Source organism: Sporosarcina sp. FSL K6-1522 (assembly GCF_038622445.1).
Taxonomy (GTDB): Bacteria; Bacillota; Bacilli; order Bacillales_A; family Planococcaceae; genus Sporosarcina.
Genome location: NZ_CP152019.1, coordinates 1385446 through 1406845 on the forward strand (window position 1 = coordinate 1385446; position 21400 = coordinate 1406845).

Below are 21400 nucleotides of genomic sequence, written 5' to 3' on the forward strand. Positions count from 1 at the left end.
GATAGTGGAATGTGTCGGGGCATAGCGTTTTTTATTCCATAGGAAACTATAAAATCCTTGTATTGTGGATAAGTACATGGAGATTTTTCTTTAGTCATTTAGTATGGAGAACTGTTGTGGCGGCCATAAATAAATGAATCAAGAAGCACTGTTGTTATTCTATAAATCTCAAGTGACGGAGATTATTTCCATGTTCAAATCGACCTATACTCTCTATAATGAACGTATATCCAAGAAGGAGTTGGGGAAGATTTGCAGGCTGCAAAGAAGATTGTTGTTCTGGCCCTCTTAGTCATTGGAATCGCAACAAGTATTGGATGGTACATCTTCAGTGCGGATAAAGGAATCACCGTTTCGTTTTCTGAGCTAGAACAAAAGATTCAAGCTGAAAACGGTCAACTGGTTTCCTTAAAAGAAACCGCCGATGGAACTGTCTATGTAAAAATGCAAGACGAGCTTTACGTGACACAAGTTCGGCCACAAAGCCAGCTTGTTGAACAATTAGTTGAAAAATATCCGATTACCTATACCTATTCTGATCAAAGTCAATTGGGCAGTGTAGTGTTGGGTGGTTTATTCATAGCGTTACTGATTACATTGTTCGTGCTCCATAAAAAAGGGAAGATTGGCGCCGGGGCTTCTGCTATGAAAAATAGTGCGGCGAAGGCAACGCCGCTACCAGATATTACATTGCAGGATATTGGTGGATTGCCAGCGGAAATGAAAGAAGAGATTCATCAAACGTTGTCCATTATTAACGAACCGAAACGTTCACGGGAGATGGGGATTCATCCGCCTAAAGGCATTTTGTTATATGGACCGCCTGGAACAGGAAAGACGCTGCTGGCACAAGCCATTGCACGTGAAATTGGGGCAACATTCTATTCCGCAAGCGGTGCGGCTTTTACAGAGTTATTTGTTGGGGTTGGTGCGTCCCGTGTGCGTACCTTGTTCCAAAATGCAAGAAAGCAGAAGCCGGCAGTCATCTTTATTGATGAAGTAGATGCACTCGCGGGTAAACGGAAAACACATGGTGGGGAAGAAACGGAAAAAACGTTAACAGAGCTACTCGTTCAGTTGGATGGCGGCAACGATAACGAAGGTGTGTTATTCATCGCAGCGACAAATCGAAAGGACATGCTAGATGAGGCATTTCTTCGTCCAGGCCGAATCGATTTTTCGTTCCAAGTACCTTTACCGGATACAATCGGAAGAAGAGAAATTATTGATATTCATACGAAGGGCAGGCTGTTAGCCGATGATGTTGTTGCTTCGTTGAGCATGTTAGCGGAAAGTACATCAGGTTTTTCGGGTGCTGAGTTGGGCGTTCTTTTTGAAACAGCGAGTAGAAGAGCGGTTCGTGATGGGCGTCGACAAATCGATAAAGGAGATCTCGATTTTGCCATTGACCGGACGATTCTTGGAAGCACGTCCCGTACATTGAATGATCCAGAAACGAAGCGTAGAGTGGCGATTCACGAGTCAGGCCATGCCTTGCTTGCCGCTGTGACAAAGCCAGGTTCTGTACGCAAAGCAACGATTATTCCACGTGGACAAGCACTTGGGTATGTGGCGCCTATTCAGAAGGAGCTGCATTTGCAAACGGCTAGTGAACTGCTGGATCAGGTGAGCATGATCCTTGCGGGGGGCGTGGCGGAACGCTTGTATCTTGGCGAGCATAGTATCGGCGTCGGCGGCGATGTACAGCAGGCGAAGGAAATTATTGAACGCATGGTCGATACGGGTCTACTGCGAGATGGCTTTACCCTTACTTTTTCAAAAGAGGAGAAAGAAGCGAAGATGCAAATGCTCTTTGAGGAGGCACTAAACAAAACAGAGCGCCTGATTCAAGCACATTCATTTGCATTTGAGCGGCTTGTCGAAGCGCTTATGCAGCAAGAAACACTAGATGGCCTAGCCATTCAGCAGATTGTGAATGATTGTTCGGTTCTGCAAAAAGCATAGGTCTATGAGAGAATACCCATTAATGTAACGACTTCACATCGTTAGGTTAATGGGTATTTGTTTTTTATTGGTATCAAAACCTGTTATTAGGTGTATAGATTTGGATATGAAGTGTATAGTTCGGCATGATATGATTATTGACGCGTACTAAAAGGTTGTTAAATATAGGTCTAATAATCTATTCGTTACTTTTATTAGTCCTTTCGATTTTATACTCATCTGAAAATAGAGCAATGTCATTAGTGGAGCTATATTGGAGGAGTTATTTTGAAAAGTATATTACGCACAGCATTTATGACAAATCAGTATAACGAAGAGCGGTTTCGTAGGGTACGTGTTATAGAGAATATCAATCGATTACATCTTGCTACTAAAATGTATATCTTCATTATTTCATGGTTTATGATTGTGAATTTGTTGTTTCGGCCATACGAGGTAGAGACGATGTTTTTATACATCATTGTATATGGGCTTTTTATTATCGTGAATCTGATTTTTTTAATCGCTTTTCGACCGGAGAAGTTTAGGCGATCGAGTAGGTCGAATGTGGTAGGGTATTATGAAAAGGTTGTCCTAAGTTATATTCTGATTAGTATGGTGTTAGGCAGTATGATTTCCATTATCGATATGATTCAATATGAGCATGTAATGGTTTTCATGATGAACATGATTATTTGTTCAGGTTTTTTCCTGACGACGAGTCGCCAAATGATCGTCCCGATTTTCGTATCGACGGCGATTATTATCATTGGATTATTCGTCATAGATGCGTATGAAGATATGTTATATAAGTTGAGTTTTTACAACATTGCTTTGTTTGTGCCAATCGCCATCTTTGCGTCAAAAGTGCTCTATAATGCGTATTGTGAATCATATGCAACAAATCTTCGCTTGAAGCAAGAAAAAGAAAAGAACCAATTGTTGAATCAGCATTTGAAGGAAGCGAATCGCCAGTTGGAAATACAAGCCTCTCTCGATGAGTTAACGAAAATTGCGAATCGAAGAGGGTTCTATTATCATCTCAATGAGCTACATCAAACCTATGAAGGACAGCCGTTCGACATGAGTACGATTATGATGGATGTGGATCATTTTAAGCGTTTTAATGATTATTATGGTCATAGTCCTGGAGACGATGCACTTGTTAAGATTGCGAAGGAGCTTCGAAAGGTGGCGGAGGATACGGATGGTTTTGTTGCTCGTTGGGGTGGGGAAGAGTTTATTTACGTCGCACATGGGAAAAGTACCGAGCAGATGGTGGCTATTTGTCAACGGGTACAAGTGGCAATTCGAGCGTTGAAAATACCACACGCACATTCTGAGGTTTCAGATTATGTGACGCTTAGTCTAGGGGCGACTATAGCTAAAGTTGCTGATCAAGAAGACATTCAAACCTGTATTATGAGTGCAGATAAAATATTATATGAAGTGAAAATAGAGGGACGCAATGACTTTAAATATGACGTTTAAGAAGGTGTAGAGGGGATTCAAACCAAAAGATAACTGGTTTGAATCCCCTCTATATATTTACAGCCGCAGGTGCTGGCTTCTGAATCTGCCGAGCTAAATAAATATTTGGGGTATTTTTCTCAATTAAATCATCCTTTTACCTCCTTTTCTCAAATAAAATGATGTTATCAGAGTGTGTATACATTTACAACAATTTACTTTTGATGAGAAACTTCATAAAGTTGAGTTAGCAGGAAAACAAACGCGATGGGGGTGTAGAATTAGTGTGGTAACAGCATTAGTCTGGGAGAAACCGGCTGATTATAAGATGGGACCGATAGATCAAGACGGTTTATGGAAAAAGATCATTGGGGAGTTGTTTGAAGAATTTTTGTTGTTTTTTTCACCAGAATTGCATGCGCAAGTCGATTTTTCAATTGGGGCAGATTTTTTACAGCAGGAGCTTTTTCAGGAAATCATCGAGGACAAATCGGGACGGCGTTCAACCGATCAATTAGTAAAAGTCTATCTCAAAGGCGGCGAAGAAAAATGGATTTTGGTGCATGTGGAAGTTCAAAGTAACAATGAGGAAGACTTCGCGGAGCGTATGTTTCAATATTTTTATCGCATTTATGATCAGTACAATAAAAAGATTGTCGCGTTAGCGGTGATGACATCGCCACATCGCAGTCGGTATCCAACAGAATTTTGCTACAGTTATTTTGGCTCGAAGCTGCATTACGCGTATACTAATTGTAAGCTAACAGACTATGATTACGCAGAATTAGAGCAGTCAGATAAGTTATTTAGCAAAATCGTCCTTGCCGCCAAGTATATGCACGACACGAAGAAAGACACGGACAAACGTTATGCGTTTAAGATGAAGCTCATGCGGGAAATTATTAAAAGTAAACAATATTCGGGGACAGAAATTCAAGCAGTTTTCTATTTTTTTGATTATTTATTACGACTACCGGAAAACTTATCTCGAAAGTTAAATGACACACTCATTCCGATTATCCAAAAGGAGGTCAATGACATGGTGCAATTTGATAGTGGGGAGTGGTCTCCAACGATGGAAGCCGTTTTCGCAAAGATACGAGAGGATGGGGAAAGAAGAGGGATAGAATAAGGGATACAGCAAGGATTGGAGCAGGGATTAGAACAAGGCGTAGCACAAGTCGTGCTGGAAATGTTGCGGGAAGGCGCTTCAATAGACTTTATCACTAGGGTAACTCATTTGAATCCAGAAAAAATTGAGGAACTGAGGGCCAGGCTTCAATAAAGGAGGTCAATGACATAGTACAATTTGATAGTGGAGAGTGGTCTCCAACGATGGAAGCTGTTTTCGCAAAGATACGAGAGGGTGGGGAAAGAAGAGGGATAGAATAAGGGTTAGAGCAAGGCGAAAGGAAAGTTGTGCTGGAGATGCTGAAAAAAGGATTTACCATTGATGTTATTGCGGAGGTAACGCAGTTAGATCAAGAAAAGATTGCGGAACTGAGAGCGACGCTTCAATAATAGAAAGTGGCTGCAGGACGCAGCGAACTTAGAATGCTTTTCTTTCGGTTGCACAAACAGTGATGGTGGTGGGTGCCAGGCTATTGAAACAATTCGCGTCCTTTCATGAATTGTGGCAATGCCTGGCTCCTGCCTTTGTCTGAAGGACTGTTATCGTCAAATATAATACGTAAAATCCTCGGGAAGAACACGTTTTAAAAATTGCTGTGTGCGTTCTTCTTTTGGATTGACGAAAATATCCTGTGGCGAACCTTCTTCTACAACGACGCCGCGATCCATGAAAATCACTTTGTTGGCGACATCTTTGGCGAAGGACATTTCATGCGTGACAACTAACATGGTGGTGCCTTCACTGGCGATATTTTTCATGACGGTTAACACTTCGCCAACGAGTTCGGGATCGAGTGCCGATGTGGGTTCATCGAACAAAATGATGTCGGGATTGAGGGCGACGGCTCTGGCAATACCGACACGTTGCTGTTGGCCACCTGATAATTCGCTTGGATAGGCGTCATACTTCTCGGAAAGGCCTACTTTGGTCAAGGCTTGTTTGCCGATTTCATTGGCCTCTGCTTTTGAAATTTTCCTGCCGATAATCAATCCTTCTGTGACATTTTCCAAAGCGGTTTTATTGTTAAATAAGTTGTAGTTTTGGAAGACGAAGGCGATTTTTTGACGAATGCCATGGATTTGTTTTTTAGATGCGGTTTTCAAATCAACGTCAATGTCGCCGAAAATAGCCTGCCCTTGATCAGCCTTTTCGAGAAAGTTCAAGCATCTGAGCAAGGTAGTTTTGCCGGAGCCACTCGGGCCGAGTATGACAACAACATCTCCCTTATCGATAGAGATGTCGACGCCTTTTAAAATTTCGTTTTTCCCAAAGGATTTATGCACATTTTTAACATTTAACATAATCGTACCCCTCCATTAAGCTGTTGCCGGCTTATATTTACTCAAGCGCTTCTCGTACAATTTAAAGGCGTATTCAACCAAACTACATAAAATCAAGTAAACGAGAAAGATATCGATGTATGCTTCGACATAGTTGTAGCCGACATTTGCGGCGACTTTGGCGCGTAATGTGATTTCTTGCAAGGACATGGCGTAGCCCAAAGAAGTCGCTTTTATCAAGTTAACGGTTGCGGTACAAATATTGGGTAATGCGACAACGAGCGCTTGTGGAATGATAATTCGGCGAAAGGCCTGCACATTCGTTAATCCGACAGATTGCGCGGCTTCCAGTTGCCCTTTATTGACGGTGCTCAACGCGGAGCGGAATACTTCAATGAGAACGGCCGTCGTGTTGAATGAAAAGACGATGAAAGCATACCAAATTGGGTGAATATCATAGACATTGATGCCGATGTCGAACTTCGTAAAAAACGATGTAAGCAATAAAGGCACACTGCTGTAAACGATGAAAATTTGAATGATAATCGGTGTTCCACGCACAAATGACACATAGACTTGCGCAAAACGATGCAATACGGGAATGCGATTAATGCGTGTGAGTGCCAATAGAAACCCGGCTGGCAACGCGATGAGTAAGGAGATAACCGTTACGACTAATGCGATGGGAACTCCTGACAATGCCACGAAAAATGTATCCCATAAAAACTTGTAATTTAACCCCTCTGACATGTTCCCACCTCCTTACGTCGTTTTAACGGCTTGTTTGCCTTTGCCGAATACTTTTTCTAGTTTCAAGAAGAACTGTTCAATGGCAATGGACAGCACCCAGTAAATAATCGCTAATGCCAAGAAAATCTCTAATGTATGGGCATTGAAGTTACTTGCGATGATCAAGTTCGCCTTCCCGACAACGTCAATTAAGCCGATTGTGTAGGCTAGAGACCCCTCTTGCAGTACAGCGAGTAAGCTATTGCCAAAGTTCGGCAAGGCGACAACGAATGCTTGTGGTAGAATAATGCGCCTAAAAGCTTGTATCGGACTTAAGCCGACACTGACCGCTGCTTCGAATTGACCTTTGTCAACGGATTGATAGGCAGAGCGCATCACCTCAGACATAGCGGCTGCAAACTGTAGTGTGAATGTAATGACCACGAACACAACGGTGTTTACATTATTAAGGTCCAACCCGAAGTTCTCCCCAATTGCAGGAATGCCATAATAGACGAGAAAGAGGAGAACGATGGACGGCGTACATCTTAAAATGGTTGTATAGCCATTCGCTGTTTTTTGTGCGAGTTTACTGTTACTTAATTTTGCCGCCGCTAGGACAAATCCAAGGAGCGTGCCGAATAGTACGGATAGCCCCGCGACGAGGAACGTCATCTTTAAAAAAGGGAGTAGTACGGGGATGGACTCCCATATATACGATGCGTCAAAATACTTTTCCATATTCTCACTCCCTGTATGGGAAAGGCTGTTGAGAGGATTGCTCGCTCAACAGCCTTTCGCCCGTTATCTTTCTACTGCTTCCAATACTTCAAATAGATCTCTTCCATAAAATTCAGTGCTCAATTCGTTCGTTTTTTTGTCTTCTTTGATCTGTATAATCACTTTGTCGTAAGCATCCGCAAAATCCTGCTCTTTTTTGTTAAAGAGCGGCCACGTTTTGATGACAGCAAATTCGTTGTAGACGACATCATCGACAAGATTATGATACGGCCCATCTTCGGCAGTGACTTGCTTTTCAAAAGGTCCTTCAATCATAACCCCACCATCTACACGTCCTTCGTTGACCCATTGAACGACATCGACAGAGAATGCATCTCCTGCTTTGAGTTGAACTTTATTATCCGGATTGGCTGTGTTGTATTCGTCGATAATCGTGTATTGGGCGTTGTTCGCCGCAATCGGAGCTAATGAAAAACCAGCGGATGCGAAATCGGCCAACGTTTGAATACCTGCATTTTCTTTCGCCAATACAAGGCCGGCACTGCTTAAGCCAATGAATTCTGTCGGGAAGATGAATTTCTCTGTTCTTTCCTCTGTCCAGAACGCATTTTTAATACCTACCTGATATTTCCCTTGTTCCACACCGACTAATAGGTCATCGCTTGTCGTTCCGACGAACTCAAATTCGTAGTCTGGTAGCAATTCATCGACCAATTTCATCACTTCGACGTCGTAACCTGTGGCGTTTCCTTTGTCATCTGTCCAGGACATCGGCTTTGTCGATTGGTCGTAGGCCACTTTTATCGTGCGAACATCCGTATCGGAATCAGCTGCATTTCCTGAACTGCAGCCTGCTAAAATGGCAACGAGTGCTAAACCGACGGCGGCAAGTTTTGTATATTTTTTCTTTTTCATCATGAACATCTCCTTTAGGTATGAGTTAGGCATGAACCGCGTTTTTCGCTTGATCTTGTTCAATGGCAGTGAGTGCTAGTTTTTTAATGGTCATATCGTCCATTGGTGGATTGTGCAACCCTGCGCGAACGTCGCGATAATAACGTTGAAGGGGATTGCTACGTTGTAAGCTTTTTGCACCGACAATGCGCATCGCTTTGTCAACAATCGTCACGGCTGAATTGGTCACGGTATGTTTGACGACACCGATTTCATTGGTCAGAAGGGCTCTTCGGTCTTCATCGTCATAGGTTTCTGCCACACCATAGATGAGATGCCTTGCTTGGATTAAAGCCAAATCGATTTCGCCAATAAGCTGTTGGACATTCGGCAATTGGCTAATGGGCCCGTTTAGACTGTTTGGCTTATGGTTATTGGCAAAGTGAACGGCGTAATCACGTGCAGCTTGCGCAATGCCAAGATAGCACGCGGGAATGTGTAGCAACCAAGCGTTAATTTGCCCTCCACTAGGTGTTTCTGGAAGTTCAACGAGTTTCGACGCATCGACGGCGACATTGTTGAGTACAAGATCATGGCTGGCGGTTCCTTTCATTGAAATGACGTCCCATGTTTCTTCTATTGAAATACCGGCTAAATCTCGATGGAGTAGGAAGAAGCCGACGCGCTGTTGTTCTTCAATCCAGGCAGATGTTAGAAAATACGTTAAAACAGGGGAGGCGGTAGTGAAAATTTTGCGTCCTGTTAGCATCCAAGTGTCCCCTTTTTTGACGGCTGTTGTGCCAGGGCGCCCACCACGTGTAGGGCTTCCTGTTTGGGCTTCACTGACTGACCGATTGATTAATGCGCCATTTAGTACTTCGTTGGCGAAGAAATCTAGGTTGTCATCCGTCCATAACTTTCTCTCAAAAAGTTCACCAACAACGCCAAGGTTCCAACCGATAGAAAGGGCTGTGTTGGCATCATAGCTGGCAAGCGTTTCTTGGAGAAGCACCATATCATAGACGGAAAGCCCCTCGCCACCATAAGCAGTTGGCAGTGTGCTGCTTGTATAACCAATGTCCACTAGTGCCTGTATGTTGTCTTTCGGGAAGATAGATAGTTCATCAATTTGTGCTGCTGAGCTTTTGAATGTAGCTTCTTTCTCCTGCAGTTTTTGTAGCCACCGTTTCTGCCGTTCGGTTTTCGCGAATATGTTCACTGTGCATTCCCCCTTTTTTAGGTTAAAAGATCTTGAATTTATTATATGTTAGTAATTCTTATTTGTTTACTAGGTTTTATGATAAGCGAAGCCCAATTTAATTGTCAAGAGGGCATTTGTTTATTTTTGAAAGAGTATGGAAATTGGAGAGTATTTGGCATGAATTGTAGCAGTGGCTGGCTCCCGTCTTTTAACTGCGGACTAGTTGTGAAGCATTCCTCTTTAATTCGACCGTGTCTATCAATTCTTGTAACTGTGTATGGAGGCGAAGAGCACAATCCGCATCTGTAATGGGATTAGCGGATTGCTCCTTATCGATGCAAGAATTAATGAAATACACGCCTTGCGTCGAGCTTCCTTTCAAGTTATAAATTAGTGGCTTCAACGAATATTCAATCGCCAGCAAATGCGCCGAACTGCCACCAACCATGAGTGGTAAAACAGGTAAGCCGTTGAAGGCATGCTCAGGCAATAAATCAAAAAGTGACTTCAACACACCTGTATAAGACCCTTTGTAAACAGGCGAGGCGATGACAACCCCATTCGCATCCTCCACTTGCGCCACAATGTTTTGAATCGTAGGGCTATCGAAGCGCGCATAAACTAAATCTTCTGGTGGGATATCTGTAACAGAAATATAAGAGACGGAGATCTCCTTTTTCTGTAGTGTTGATTCAATATACTGCAAGACAAGATCTGTTCTAGAAGGCATAAATGGACTCCCAGAAATCATGACGATTTTATGCATCAAACAACCCACTTTCTTTTTTTATGTACGAAAAAATCCCTCTACTTTCATAGAAAGAGGGATCGACTGTTGAGTGCGATAGCTCTTATCTTTCAAGAATGGACTCTTGCTGGAGGTAGCACCTTCCTGTCAAACAGAGGTTGCTGAAGCATCATCGGACCAGTCCCTACGCTTCTCTTGATAAGTAGATATAAAGTTGTTGGAATTAACAATATAGTATGTCTTTATGGTTGTCAAGGTTAAAGTTTAGTATTTTAATAGGGATAGTTTAAATGACGGCGTGTGGTGGATGAACCCATTCCAAAACTATTCAACTTCAATGGCCTGGTATCCAACTTTCACTACTTTATGTCCAAGATTTAATTTTGTAGGAATTATAATGGTATTAAAAAGCTACTGTCTAACTAGATTTGTCTGTCATATACCAGAAACACTACCTAGCTTAAATATCATATTTGAGAGCCAAAAAGGGGTTAAATATAATTTTTGTTTTTAGGGTACAATTTACAGCTCTTTTCTTCTGTTATATGCTTGGTATAGGAAGGGACGTCTCACTCCTTCATTACCGAAAACGAGCACTACTATAGATAAATTACACCTTGGAGAATGCATCATTACTTTGGAAAAAGGATGTGTTGAGATGGCTGTAATGACATGTGTGAAAGAATCTTCAATGCCTTATCATACGGCAATGATGGTTCGAAAAAAGAAGAAAACGTATGTGAAGCATGACCAGATATTTAAAGAACTGATTCACAATTTCTTTATAGAGTTTCTGGACGTGTTTTTTCCAGAGGTTCATGCAGGAATCGATTTCAAGTCGATCAAACCGCTATCTGAAGAGTTGTATACGGATTTGATCAAAGGTGAAAATCGACGAGTTGACATTATCATTGAAGCAAAGTTGAAAGGTACAGATACACTCATTATTGTTCATGTGGAGCCGCAAAGTACATATCAAGAGGACTTTCATAAGCGGATGTATTTGTATTTCAGTTTGCTTTATAACAAATACAGAAAGTCCATTTTGCCGATTGCGATTTTTAGTTATGATGGCAAACATACGGAATATGATCAATTTACGATGGAGTTTTCATTCTTTCATGTGCTGACTTTTAACTTTCTGATGCTCGAATTAAAGAAGAAAAACTGGCGGGATTACACCAAGTCAGACAATCCAGTAGCAGCGGCATTGTTTGGGAAAATGGGCTATCGGAAAGAGGATAAGGTACAGATAAAGCTGGAGTTTTTGAAAATGCTCGTTAGGATGCAATTGGACCCAGCACGTACAAGGTTCGTCAACGATTTCTTTGAACAATATTTGAAACTAGATGACGAAGAGGAGGAAGAGCTGATGCAAGAAGTTATCCGATTGGAGAGCGAAGGTGAAATCAAGTTCACGCAGTTGCCAAATTATTGGGAGGAGAGAGGGATTCGGAAGGGGATAGAACAAGGTATAGTAGAGGGGAAAAAGGAAGTCGTGCTGGAGATGTTGAAAGAAGGCATTTAGTTGGAGGTAATTACCAAGGTGACGCATTTAGATCAAGAAAAGATTGAAGAACTGCGAGAAACGCTTCAATAGAGAGTAGTATAGTTACAACTGCAATTTGAAAAGCACAAACGGTGTCCATACCAGACACCGTTTGTGCTTTTTTCAGGTGAGTGTTTTTGCACCAGGCTCCCTCTCATGACATCAAGTTCCGATACCGCATCTGAATCTCTTGACGAGGCTCCGTACCGTATTCCTGTCGTAGCATCTTTTCCAGCGTACTATAGTACTCCTTCACCTTCGCTCTATTCCCAATCGAGTCATATAACTGCATCAACTTATAGTAAATCTCATCGACATGCGGATACAAGGTTTGGGCACGTAAATACAACGTAATCAGCTCAGGATACTGCTTTTGCACCTGTAAAAACTTCGCAATTGTAAACAACTGTGTAAACCAAACCACGCGCAAGCGCTCTCGTTCACCTTCCGCCCATAGATAATCTTCAGCTGCCAAATAATCGCCACGATAGGTGTCGAGTAACGAACGATGCTGTTGATATGTCTCTTCTGTGATACTTGGCAAATCTCTTATGCTGTTTTCCCACTCGTCGACCTCAAACTTCACATCATTCAAATCGAGTCGATACCCGCTGTCATGATTCACGATGACAATATTAAAGTCCAAGGAAGAAATCGTCTTCCGAATTTGGTAGATAGTACTATACAACTGCATGAAACCTCTCTCTGAATCAATTTCAGGCCAGAACAGTTCGAGCAACAAATCTTTTCGCACAATTGTTCCCCGGTGATGCAGTAAAAAAGCAAATACACCACGTACCTTTGATGTTCGCCAGCGTGTAGGAATTTCCTCAGGAACCTCTCCGTCCCAGACAAACGACAGCGATTGAAACGCACATACCATAGCTGTTTTCGGTACAATCGTCGGTACTGCAATCGGTCGTATCTCCTTCGATACTCGTTGAAACGTACTCGCCAACCGTTCGCGCTGAACAGGCTTCACAATGTAATCAATGGCATGAAGTTCAAAAGCTTTCACCGCATACTCATTGAAAGCCGTGACAAAAACAATACGTGTATCCGGCAATAACAGCTGCACACGCTCAGCAAGCATAATGCCATTGAACTCTGGCATTTCAATATCAAGAAACACAAGACTTGGCTTTTTCCGGAGCACTGCCTTTAAGCCCTCATGTGGATTTGTATAGGTCCCCACGACCTTGACATCAGACACTTCCAACAGCAACTTCTCTAAATAATGAAGCGCAAGATACTCATCGTCTATTAAAATTACATCCATGTCAAAAGTCCCTCTTTTCGTCGAAATCTATTTCCATTCTACCAAATATGACCTTATATAGTGTCTTTAGATACACTTCGTATGTAATTGTTGGTAATATGTACTGGGTTTAAGTTGTTTCTATTAAGATATGTACAGTTTTTGTATAGGTTGCTCCATTACAATTACAGAAGATGAGTGAAGTATACATGTCTAGCTGTCGTTTGTCGATTAGTAGAATAGCAAAGGTGAACAGATAGGAAAGGATGACAAAACAATGCGTAAAGTGCTAGGGATATGCCTCGTTCTCATCGGTTTAGCAGTCGTTTTCTACCCACAGTTCAAAAACTATACATACGACCGCGAACAACAACAATTATTGACGAGCTTTCAACAGTTAGGTGATACAGACTTACTCGAACAACTGTCGACGGATGCAGAAACGGTCACCATTGACCCGAACGATGACCTCGCTAAGCAATTAGAAGGCGCGCGTGGCATACTGACCATCGACAAAATCGATGTTGAAATGATTGTTTTTGACGGCGCCGGCGTCGAAGCACTCAGCAAAGGTGCGGGCATGATTGAGCCGAAAAAAGAATTCGGCGTCAACAACATCGGCATCGCAGGACATCGAGCAGTCGCAAAAGGGAAACAGTTCAATCGGCTAGGTGAATTAAACATCGACGACGAAATCCAAGTGACTACACAAGATGGTACCTACACATTCATTATTACCGACACATTTGTCGTCCACCAATCAGACATCTCCGTACTACAGGACAAAGACGAACCACTCATTACCCTAGTCACCTGCACACCCCTTGGCAAGCGCAATCCCCCGGATCGCCTAATCGTCCAAGCGGCACTCAAACAGTAACACCCTAATCAGTTATTTATAGTTTTTCTATATAAATAAATACACGTATTTCAAAGGAGATGGATAGACGACAGCCATGAGAGAAAGGGCAACCTGTTGTTACACAAAGCTTTGTGAAATGCCGTTATTTTTTAGAAGAAGAGGTGGGAAATTTTGAAGAAACAGCTATACGTATTCGCAATGTTGCTGTTGTTAATCGGGCAGACGATATTGGGTCCGTTGACTACGGTGAGTGCGGATGGGATTGATCCAGTATCAACTGCTGAACAAGTGGCGACGGAGGAACCGGCGGATACTGGTAACAACGAGCAATCTGGTGAGAGCGAAAACCCAACCGAGCCGGTTGTTCCAGATGAACCAACTACACCGGTTATACCAGAGCCTGGCGAAGGTAATGGCGATGGTGGAGAAGAAGGAAATAAACCAGCAGAAGATGCACCACAAGATAAACCAGAAGCTGAGGAACAACCTGACCCTGACGAACCAGAAACTGAGGGTTCTGAAGTAAATGATGGAGAGAATCCTGATGGTGAAGATGAATCGGTTGATGAAGACGAATCGGTTGATGAAGACGAGCGGGAATTACTTAACATACCGTCAGCTAAAGACATGCCTAACTCTGTCATTAAAAGCGCAGAATTCACAGTCGGTGGCGATATTGTTCAAGGAATTGGACCTGTAACTGTACAGAATGGTCAATCAGCAGAGTTTAAATTTAACTTAGAACTGGCGGCCGGGCATGATTATGGTCCAGGTTCAACAATGAAATATACATTACCAGCGATTTTTACAAATATTAAATTCCCACAAGGAACTCAATTTGGTGATATTGGAGAAATCACGAAAAACGGTAATGAGATTATAATTACATTTAACGAGAATATTCACGATGGATTGAATGGAACTGGATTTGAACCAGGTGCACATTTCTTCATCGCAGCAGATTTCAACAATACGGGTAACGATCTAAATGAAAGAATTAACTTACCAGGTCAAGATAATATCGAACTAAATTTCACACCACTAGGTGGTAAGCCGATTGTCAAGGGTAACGGAGTTGCTAAACCGACTGATAAGAATAGTGACCATATCGAATGGAAAGTGACTGTAAATACGGATTTAAAAGCGTCAGGTACAGTAAATTTCAAAGATATACTGAGTGCAAACAATGGTAGCGGACATAAATTTGATCCTGCTACAATTAAAATTCAGGAACTAGTTATGTCACCAAATGGTAATAGCACTCCAGGAAATGATGTAACTAATGCTATCAAAGCTGATCAAAGCTATTCGTTAACTGATACTGTCATGTCATTTGATTTGGACGGAGCGAAGGCATACGAAATTACGTATCACACGATTCCGGATGATCCAGGGAATAATGAAAGGGTTACGTATCAAAATAGTGCTGAGTATGGCCCTGAAAAAGCAGGAACAAAAACTGCGGAGGTTGAGTATGGAACTCCGTTGAATAAGACTCATGTTGGACCTGATAAGAGCACACAAGAAACAACATGGACAATTGAGTACAACCACAACAAACATACGATTTCACAAGCAAATGCGAAACTGACTGATACTTGGAAAGTAGAAGGTGGTTCAGCAAGTGGTGGAGCTGCTGTAAAACACGAAATTGTAAAAACTTCAGATCTTAAAAGTGGATTTACAGTGGTCGACAGTCGGGGAACTACAATAACTGATTATACAGTTGTACCTGTAGCTGCCCCCAATGCAGATAATGGATTTGTATTAACATTTGGTCATCAAGTTACAGATGCTTACACAATTACGTACAAAACAAAACCAGTAGATGGTGCATTTATTACTAGCGACATGAGCATAAAAAACACGGTTGTACGTGAAGATGGTGTTACTAGTAAAAATAATCCAACTGCTTCATATCCACAAAACGATTTCATGTTAGTTAAAACTGCCGATTCAGTGGATTATGCAAATAAAACGATGAATTGGACAATTAGAGCAAACCAGGCAGGCTATACTTTAGTTAAGGGGACAAAATTTGTAGATACATTTACAAATAAAAATATGACTCTAGACGTAGACACGTTAGTCGTGACGCATGGCGGCACAGCACTTACCGAAGATTCAACAGGTTATACATTAACATCTGATGGGAAAAATGGTTTTACAATTGAGTTAAATATTGAAGCAACTCAAGAAGTTCTCATCACATATACAACAGACTATGACATAAAAGACATTGGTGCAAATACTCGTACGTTTAAAAATGAGGTTGTCTTACAAGACTCTGGTTTACCAGTTGCACCAAAAGATGACGCAACGCGTGATGTTGCTCCAGAACAAGGAAAGAACGGAAAAAAAGATGGTAAATACAACTATGCAACGAAAAAATTTGAATGGGAAGTTGAATTAAACTTCAATTACAACACATTAGAACCTGCATTTTTTGAAGATGTATTGCCAGACTCACAAACGATTGACGTTAGTAGTATCAAAGTATTCAAAGGTACTTTAAATGAAGCTGGGGAGTTCCAACAAGGTGATGAAGTTTCTGTAACTAACACGGCAACCGAACATAATAAAATTGCATTTTCATTAGGCAATACATCTCAACCTCATAGGGTAACTTATGAATCCTATGATACAGACGGCGTATTCCCAGAAACATCTGGTAAGGTCATAATTGAGAACAAGGCGACATTAACAAATAATGGTGTTGCGAATGCCGATTGGAAAAAAGAGGTTGGTGTCAATTACACAGATCAATTGATTAAGAAAACAGGTAATCAAATAAATCAGACTGCGGGTATTAAGTGGAACTTTGAATTTAACTATGCTCAGTCAGACTTGCAAAACATTGTCATCACAGACACAGTCGGTAAAGACGATGAAGGCAATCCGGACCAACTGATTAAAGAAGAATCATTTAAAGTGTATAAAGTAGATTTAAGCGGCAAGTCTGATGATGCTGGATATACTCCAACTGCAAGTCGAACTGAACTTACTAAAGGTACTGACTATACGCTAGATGTCGATATTCAAGCAGGTGAGTTTGAATTGAAGCTATTAGAAGATGGTACTAGCGCTTATTACATTGAATATGAAACAATTTATATCGGTAATAATGGCTCAACAGTAACAAATGAGGTACAAGTAAATTACACAAGTAAAGATGGAACGCAAGCATCAAATGACGCTAAGATTGAGAATTTTAGATACGGAAACGCTGGAACAACTGTAAAAGTTCCATTCGTTCTTTTGAAAACAGATGGAGCAACAGGTCTACCGTTACCAGGCGTTGAATTCACTTTATATAGTGATTTCCAACCAGGTGTTCCACTGATTTCTAAGGAAACAGATGCTAATGGCGTATTCGATCTTGGCATGAAATTAACAGAAGGTAAGTACACACTTGTAGAAACAGGTGTACCTCCTGGCTATGATAAGGCAGCTGACAAGGAGTTTACACTTCACCGTGAATTGGTTGCAAAGAGTGGACCATACAAAGGCAAACAAATCGTTGAAGTTGAAAACTTTAAAACGGGTTATACTGGACCTGTATGTGATAAATTCACATTAACGGTGAAGAATGTTAATGGTAACCTAGTAGCAAATAAAAAAATTACATTAACTAATAAAGCAACAGGTCAAGCAAAAGAAGTTACAACAGATTCAAATGGGAAGATCGAGATTCTTTCTAGTGGTGATGATAGAATTATTGTAGGTGACTACACAGTTACTACTCAAGAAGATGATAAAAAAGTTACACTTGGCGATGTAACAATACAATATGAAGCCAAGTGTGAAGCGACCGTGAAACCTTCATCAGGTGGCGGAGGTTGGGTTCCACCAGCACCAGCATGTGAAAACTTCACAGTTACAGTGAAGGACGCAAATGGCAAACCACGTGCGAATGTAGTAGTGACATTGAAAAATGTAGTTGGGAATGTTTACACGTATACAACTAACACAGATGGTTCAATTTCATTGCCATACACTACAACAGCACCTGGCCAATACACAGTGTATGAAGGTACAACGATTTTAGGATCGGTTATGGTTGATTACACAGATGATAATTGTAAAGCTGAAGTAGCAGTACCGAAAGTATGTACAGACTTTACAATTACAGTGAAGGATTCTGAAGGTAAAGTGCGTGACAATGTAAGTGTTACGGTGAAAGATGCTGACAGCAAAGTTGTTGCTTCTGGCACAACGAATACAAAAGGCGAAATCACAGTGCCAAACACAGTACCTGCGGGCAAATATACAGTCTATGAAGGTACAACGGTACTAGGCACAGTAACAATTGATTACACGACAGAAGATTGTAAAGCTGAAGTAACATCTCCAAAAGTATGTACAGACTTTACACTTACTGTGAAAGATGCTGATGGTAAAATACGTGTCAATGTGAGCGTTATAGTGAAAGACGCGGCGGGCAAAGTTGTAGCTTCTGGCACGACGAATGCACAAGGTGAAATCACAGTACCAAACACAGTTCCAGCAGGCAGCTACACAGTATTTGAAGGCGACACAACTCTAGGAACAATTACAATCGACCTTGCAGCAGGTAAATGTGATGCGATTGTAACAATCCCAGGTGAACCAGAAGAGCCAGGTGAACCAGAAGAGCCGGGTACACCAGGAGAACCAGGAGAACCAGGAGAACCAGGTACACCGGGTGATCCGGATGACGGCGGCGTTCTAGGTGGGTCCGGCGGACAAGGTGGATCTGGCGGATCTAATGGATCTAACGGATCTAACGGTGGCGGCGTTCTAGGTGGACAGGGCGACCAAGCTGGTTCTGGCAAAGACAAACCGAAGCTACCACAAACGGGCGAAGCGTACCCAATCGGATCGATGCTAGCAGGTTTCGGTATCATCCTAGCAGGCTTCTGGCTACTTGTTGGCAGAAGAGCAAAGAAAAACGCAATGTAATAAGTAACTAAGATTCCAAGGCTTAAACGATATGGTGTCGTTTAGGCCTTGTTTTTTTATGTACATAGAAAAAGAGCCCGAATGGTGCCAGGTATGGTCACCATTTGGGTTCTTCGAATTGCTGCTCTACCTGACACTACTCTCCATTAATCCTCAATCTGATACTTTTTAAGTTTTGCATAGAGCCAAGGTCTGCTGATTCCTAGTATTCGACTCGCCTGTGCTTTGTTGCCATTTGCTTCTTTTAAAGCGGCAAGGATGAGCGATTTTTCTTTATGGTCGATTGCTTCACGGTAGTTGTTTGTTGCTATGTTTTGCGCTGATGTGATCTCTGTTGTTGGTTGTGGGAGATGCGGTATGTCCCGTGTAGCTGTGTTTTGCTGGTTAAATGGTGTTGATAGATGTTGGATATCGATGTAGCCGTCTTGTGTGAGATTGGCGGCACGTTCTAAATTATTTTGTAGCTCGCGTATATTACCGGGCCAGCTGTAATGGAGTAGCGTGGTTAGCGCTGCGTGTGTAACACCTTTTAAATAGAAGCCTGATTGATTTAATCGTGCGAGTATGGCGTCGATGATGTCTGGAATATCTTCGATGCGTTTGCGTAAAGGTGGGATGTTCAGCCGCATAATATTTAAACGGTAATAGAGGTCTTCTCTGAATTTCCCTTCTTTAATGAGCGCTTCGAGATTTTGGTTGGTCGCTGCGATGATTTTCGTATTGAGTGTGATGAGTCGATTACTGCCCAGTGGTTCGAATTCTTTTTCTTGTAGGACGCGCAGCAGCTTTGTTTGAAGTGGCATGGGCATATCTCCGATTTCGTCCAAAAAGAGGGTGCCGTTCTGGGCCATTTCAAATTTCCCCTTCTTTCCTCCTTTTTTGGCGCCGGTAAAGGCACCATCTGCATAGCCGAAGAACTCAGATTCCAGCAATTCTGTAGGGATTGCGGCGCAATTCACTTGAACAAACAGGCCGGGCTGTGATGATGCCGCATGAATACCATGGGCAAATAACTCTTTGCCAGTGCCACTTTCTCCTACGATTAACACCGTTGAGAGGCTACGCGAAGCGGCGAGGGCTTCTTTTTTGACATGCTGTATAGCGGCGGAGTCTCCGATAATATCGGCAAATGAATATTTAGTTCCCCTCATGTCATGGAGCTCTTGTTGGTAATAGGTAACTTGTTTTTCGAGTTTCGTGACTTTATTCAACGCGTCTTGTAGATGTTTGAGCCCACGGTATGTCACTTTACAGATAGCCCCAACGACTTCGGTTTTGTCTTTTATCGGTAATATGGTAATGAGGCATTGCGTTTTTCCGATTAATTTGGCGACATTATTCAGTTTTACGCCGGTTTTTAACACATCTTGTATGCCTAATTCGGGGTATGTGTTGATAATTGGTTGTCCGAGTACATCCTTTTCATGGATATTGAATAGCTCACAAAATCCATCGTTCACCATGGTGGTTTCTGCTTGTTGGTTGACGAGGATGAAGCCATCATAGGCGAGTTCGATGACGGAGCGTAATTTGGTTTCCCATTCTTTCGAGAACTGGAGCTCCTGTGCGACACTTTCGAGCTGTGTGATGTCGTCCATAATGACCATTGCCCCGACGAGTTGGTTCCGTTCGATGAGGGGGTAGCTATGGATGAAAAGGCTATACCCGTTGATCTGTACTTTTCGTTTCATGACTGGTTCATGGTTGGACAAAATCCCTGTTAGAAGGTCCAAAATATCAGCATTTGCGATTGTTCCACCTGAAGAGTTGCTAAGAATCTCGTCGGCTAATGGATTAATGGCATTGATATTCATATGGCGATCAACAGAAAATAGCCCGAAGTTTAAGTTGTTGAATAGCAGGGATAAGCGGGATTCCATTTGGTCGAATACTTTTTCGTAGCCGTATAAGATTTGCGTCGTTGACAGAATGCCGATTGGCTCCATTTGCTGATTGAGGACAGGTGCATGGCCAATTTGGTGTTCGAGTAACAGTTGGCGCGTTTGACTAATAGAATCCTCTTGGGCTATGTAGATGGGCTCACGAGTAATGAGGGATTCCAGGATGAAACTCGTAGGAAGCCCATCTGCCAACGCTTGAATCAATTTATTTTTCGTGAGTACGCCTATTAATGTGCGCTGTTCATCGATGATAGGAATAATATTCGTTTGGATATTGGCAAAATGGAGCAGGGCATCTTGAAGAGTATGGTGTAGGAAGAGTGTTGGAAAGTCTTTTATCATAAAATCTTTGACAAGCATGCGTATGATCCCCCCGAGAATCTATAATTTACTGAATATTCTATTCTATTATAGCAAACTGTGTATGAAGTGTCTGTAAACTTTACACAAACATGTTAACGGTTCATAACGTATTCGTATATGTGTTAACAATCGATAACACTAGAGTGCTAGGTTTTTAATAGTATTGTCTTGTTTTATAGGGAACTATAAAATTCTTGTACTGTATATAAGGTAAGTACATGGAGATTCGCCGTCTAGGCTCCAGCGCTTAGGGGCTTGGGTCGTTTGGGGCTACAGGAGGTAGGTCATGCAGTCGTCGCCATAGGACTTGGCGTTTTTAGACTGCCTTCCTCTTTGCTGATAAAGGCAAAGAGCACCTTTATCTTCAAGCTCTCCAACTACTGTCGC

The 21400-nt window shown here is 42.0% G+C and carries 14 protein-coding genes and 1 riboswitch; of the genes, 6 read left to right on the plus strand and 8 right to left on the minus strand.

The genetic code is table 11. The annotated features are described in order from the left end of the window. Nucleotides 1-252: 252 nt before the first annotated feature. From MKY34_RS06720 to MKY34_RS06730, 3 genes are all read left to right on the plus strand, one after another. A complete protein-coding gene (locus MKY34_RS06720) occupies nucleotides 253-1965 on the plus strand; it encodes an AAA family ATPase (RefSeq protein ID WP_342514434.1) in 1713 nt (570 codons plus the stop codon). A 267-nt stretch (nucleotides 1966-2232) separates the two neighbouring features. Beyond that, nucleotides 2233-3435, plus strand: a complete 1203-nt coding sequence (locus MKY34_RS06725) for a diguanylate cyclase (protein WP_342514435.1) — start codon at nucleotides 2233-2235, stop codon at nucleotides 3433-3435. A 265-nt stretch (nucleotides 3436-3700) separates the two neighbouring features. Then, the gene (locus MKY34_RS06730; RefSeq protein ID WP_342514436.1) at nucleotides 3701-4546 is read left to right on the plus strand and encodes an Rpn family recombination-promoting nuclease/putative transposase; all 846 of its coding nucleotides are present in this window, start codon (nucleotides 3701-3703) and stop codon (nucleotides 4544-4546) included. Nucleotides 4547-5091: 545 nt separating this feature from the next. Here the strand turns inward: MKY34_RS06730 and MKY34_RS06735 are convergent. The 6 genes from MKY34_RS06735 to ssuE form a co-directional block, all read right to left on the minus strand. Next, a complete protein-coding gene (locus tag MKY34_RS06735) occupies nucleotides 5092-5847 on the minus strand; it encodes an amino acid ABC transporter ATP-binding protein (RefSeq protein WP_342514437.1) in 756 nt (251 codons plus the stop codon). 15 nt (nucleotides 5848-5862) lie between these two features. Beyond that, nucleotides 5863-6576, minus strand: coding sequence for an amino acid ABC transporter permease (locus MKY34_RS06740; RefSeq protein WP_342514438.1), 714 nt, complete (start codon nucleotides 6574-6576; stop codon nucleotides 5863-5865). Between the two features lie 12 nt (nucleotides 6577-6588). Continuing rightward, on the minus strand, nucleotides 6589-7296 hold the full coding sequence (locus MKY34_RS06745; RefSeq protein ID WP_342514439.1) for an amino acid ABC transporter permease: 708 nt from the start codon (nucleotides 7294-7296) through the stop codon (nucleotides 6589-6591). Between the two features lie 63 nt (nucleotides 7297-7359). Next, complete coding sequence (locus tag MKY34_RS06750; protein WP_342514440.1) at nucleotides 7360-8211, minus strand: transporter substrate-binding domain-containing protein; 852 nt, start codon at nucleotides 8209-8211, stop codon at nucleotides 7360-7362. Nucleotides 8212-8236: 25 nt separating this feature from the next. Beyond that, nucleotides 8237-9409 carry an acyl-CoA dehydrogenase family protein gene (locus MKY34_RS06755; RefSeq protein ID WP_342514441.1) on the minus strand — a complete coding sequence of 391 codons (1173 nt, stop codon included), beginning with the start codon at nucleotides 9407-9409 and terminating at the stop codon, nucleotides 8237-8239. 190 nt (nucleotides 9410-9599) lie between these two features. Next, nucleotides 9600-10157 (minus strand): NADPH-dependent FMN reductase, encoded by a 558-nt coding sequence (gene ssuE / locus MKY34_RS06760; protein WP_342514442.1) that lies wholly within the window; start codon nucleotides 10155-10157, stop codon nucleotides 9600-9602. 82 nt (nucleotides 10158-10239) lie between these two features. Further along, nucleotides 10240-10344: riboswitch (SAM riboswitch) on the minus strand. A 453-nt stretch (nucleotides 10345-10797) separates the two neighbouring features. Here ssuE and MKY34_RS06765 point away from each other — a divergent pair. Further along, nucleotides 10798-11667 (plus strand): DUF4351 domain-containing protein, encoded by an 870-nt coding sequence (locus MKY34_RS06765; protein ID WP_342514443.1) that lies wholly within the window; start codon nucleotides 10798-10800, stop codon nucleotides 11665-11667. 175 nt (nucleotides 11668-11842) lie between these two features. Here the strand turns inward: MKY34_RS06765 and MKY34_RS06770 are convergent, their stop codons facing one another. Continuing rightward, complete coding sequence (locus MKY34_RS06770; protein ID WP_342514444.1) at nucleotides 11843-12967, minus strand: response regulator; 1125 nt, start codon at nucleotides 12965-12967, stop codon at nucleotides 11843-11845. Between the two features lie 256 nt (nucleotides 12968-13223). Between MKY34_RS06770 and MKY34_RS06775 the strand changes: the two genes are divergently transcribed. Next, on the plus strand, nucleotides 13224-13826 hold the full coding sequence (locus MKY34_RS06775) for a class D sortase (protein WP_342514445.1): 603 nt from the start codon (nucleotides 13224-13226) through the stop codon (nucleotides 13824-13826). Nucleotides 13827-13979: 153 nt separating this feature from the next. After that, nucleotides 13980-18749, plus strand: coding sequence for a collagen binding domain-containing protein (locus MKY34_RS06780; protein WP_342514446.1), 4770 nt, complete (start codon nucleotides 13980-13982; stop codon nucleotides 18747-18749). A 146-nt stretch (nucleotides 18750-18895) separates the two neighbouring features. Here MKY34_RS06780 and MKY34_RS06785 read toward each other — a convergent pair whose 3' ends face one another. After that, entirely contained in the window at nucleotides 18896-21010 is a 2115-nt protein-coding gene (locus MKY34_RS06785; RefSeq protein WP_342514447.1) for a sigma 54-interacting transcriptional regulator, read from the minus strand. Nucleotides 21011-21400: the final 390 nt, after the last annotated feature.

What these genes read in the sequence shown, in the direction of transcription:
- MKY34_RS06735 (WP_342514437.1), bottom strand. Translation starts at nt 5,847, where the DNA reads ATGTTAAATGTTAAAAATGTGCATAAATCCTTTGGGAAAAACGAAATT.
- MKY34_RS06740 (WP_342514438.1), bottom strand. Translation starts at nt 6,576, where the DNA reads ATGTCAGAGGGGTTAAATTACAAGTTTTTATGGGATACATTTTTCGTG.
- MKY34_RS06745 (WP_342514439.1), bottom strand. Translation starts at nt 7,296, where the DNA reads ATGGAAAAGTATTTTGACGCATCGTATATATGGGAGTCCATCCCCGTA.
- MKY34_RS06750 (WP_342514440.1), bottom strand. Translation starts at nt 8,211, where the DNA reads ATGAAAAAGAAAAAATATACAAAACTTGCCGCCGTCGGTTTAGCACTC.
- ssuE (WP_342514442.1), bottom strand. Translation starts at nt 10,157, where the DNA reads ATGCATAAAATCGTCATGATTTCTGGGAGTCCATTTATGCCTTCTAGA.
- MKY34_RS06765 (WP_342514443.1), top strand. Translation starts at nt 10,798, where the DNA reads ATGGCTGTAATGACATGTGTGAAAGAATCTTCAATGCCTTATCATACG.
- MKY34_RS06770 (WP_342514444.1), bottom strand. Translation starts at nt 12,967, where the DNA reads ATGGATGTAATTTTAATAGACGATGAGTATCTTGCGCTTCATTATTTA.
- MKY34_RS06775 (WP_342514445.1), top strand. Translation starts at nt 13,224, where the DNA reads ATGCGTAAAGTGCTAGGGATATGCCTCGTTCTCATCGGTTTAGCAGTC.
- MKY34_RS06785 (WP_342514447.1), bottom strand. Translation starts at nt 21,010, where the DNA reads ATGCTTGTCAAAGATTTTATGATAAAAGACTTTCCAACACTCTTCCTA.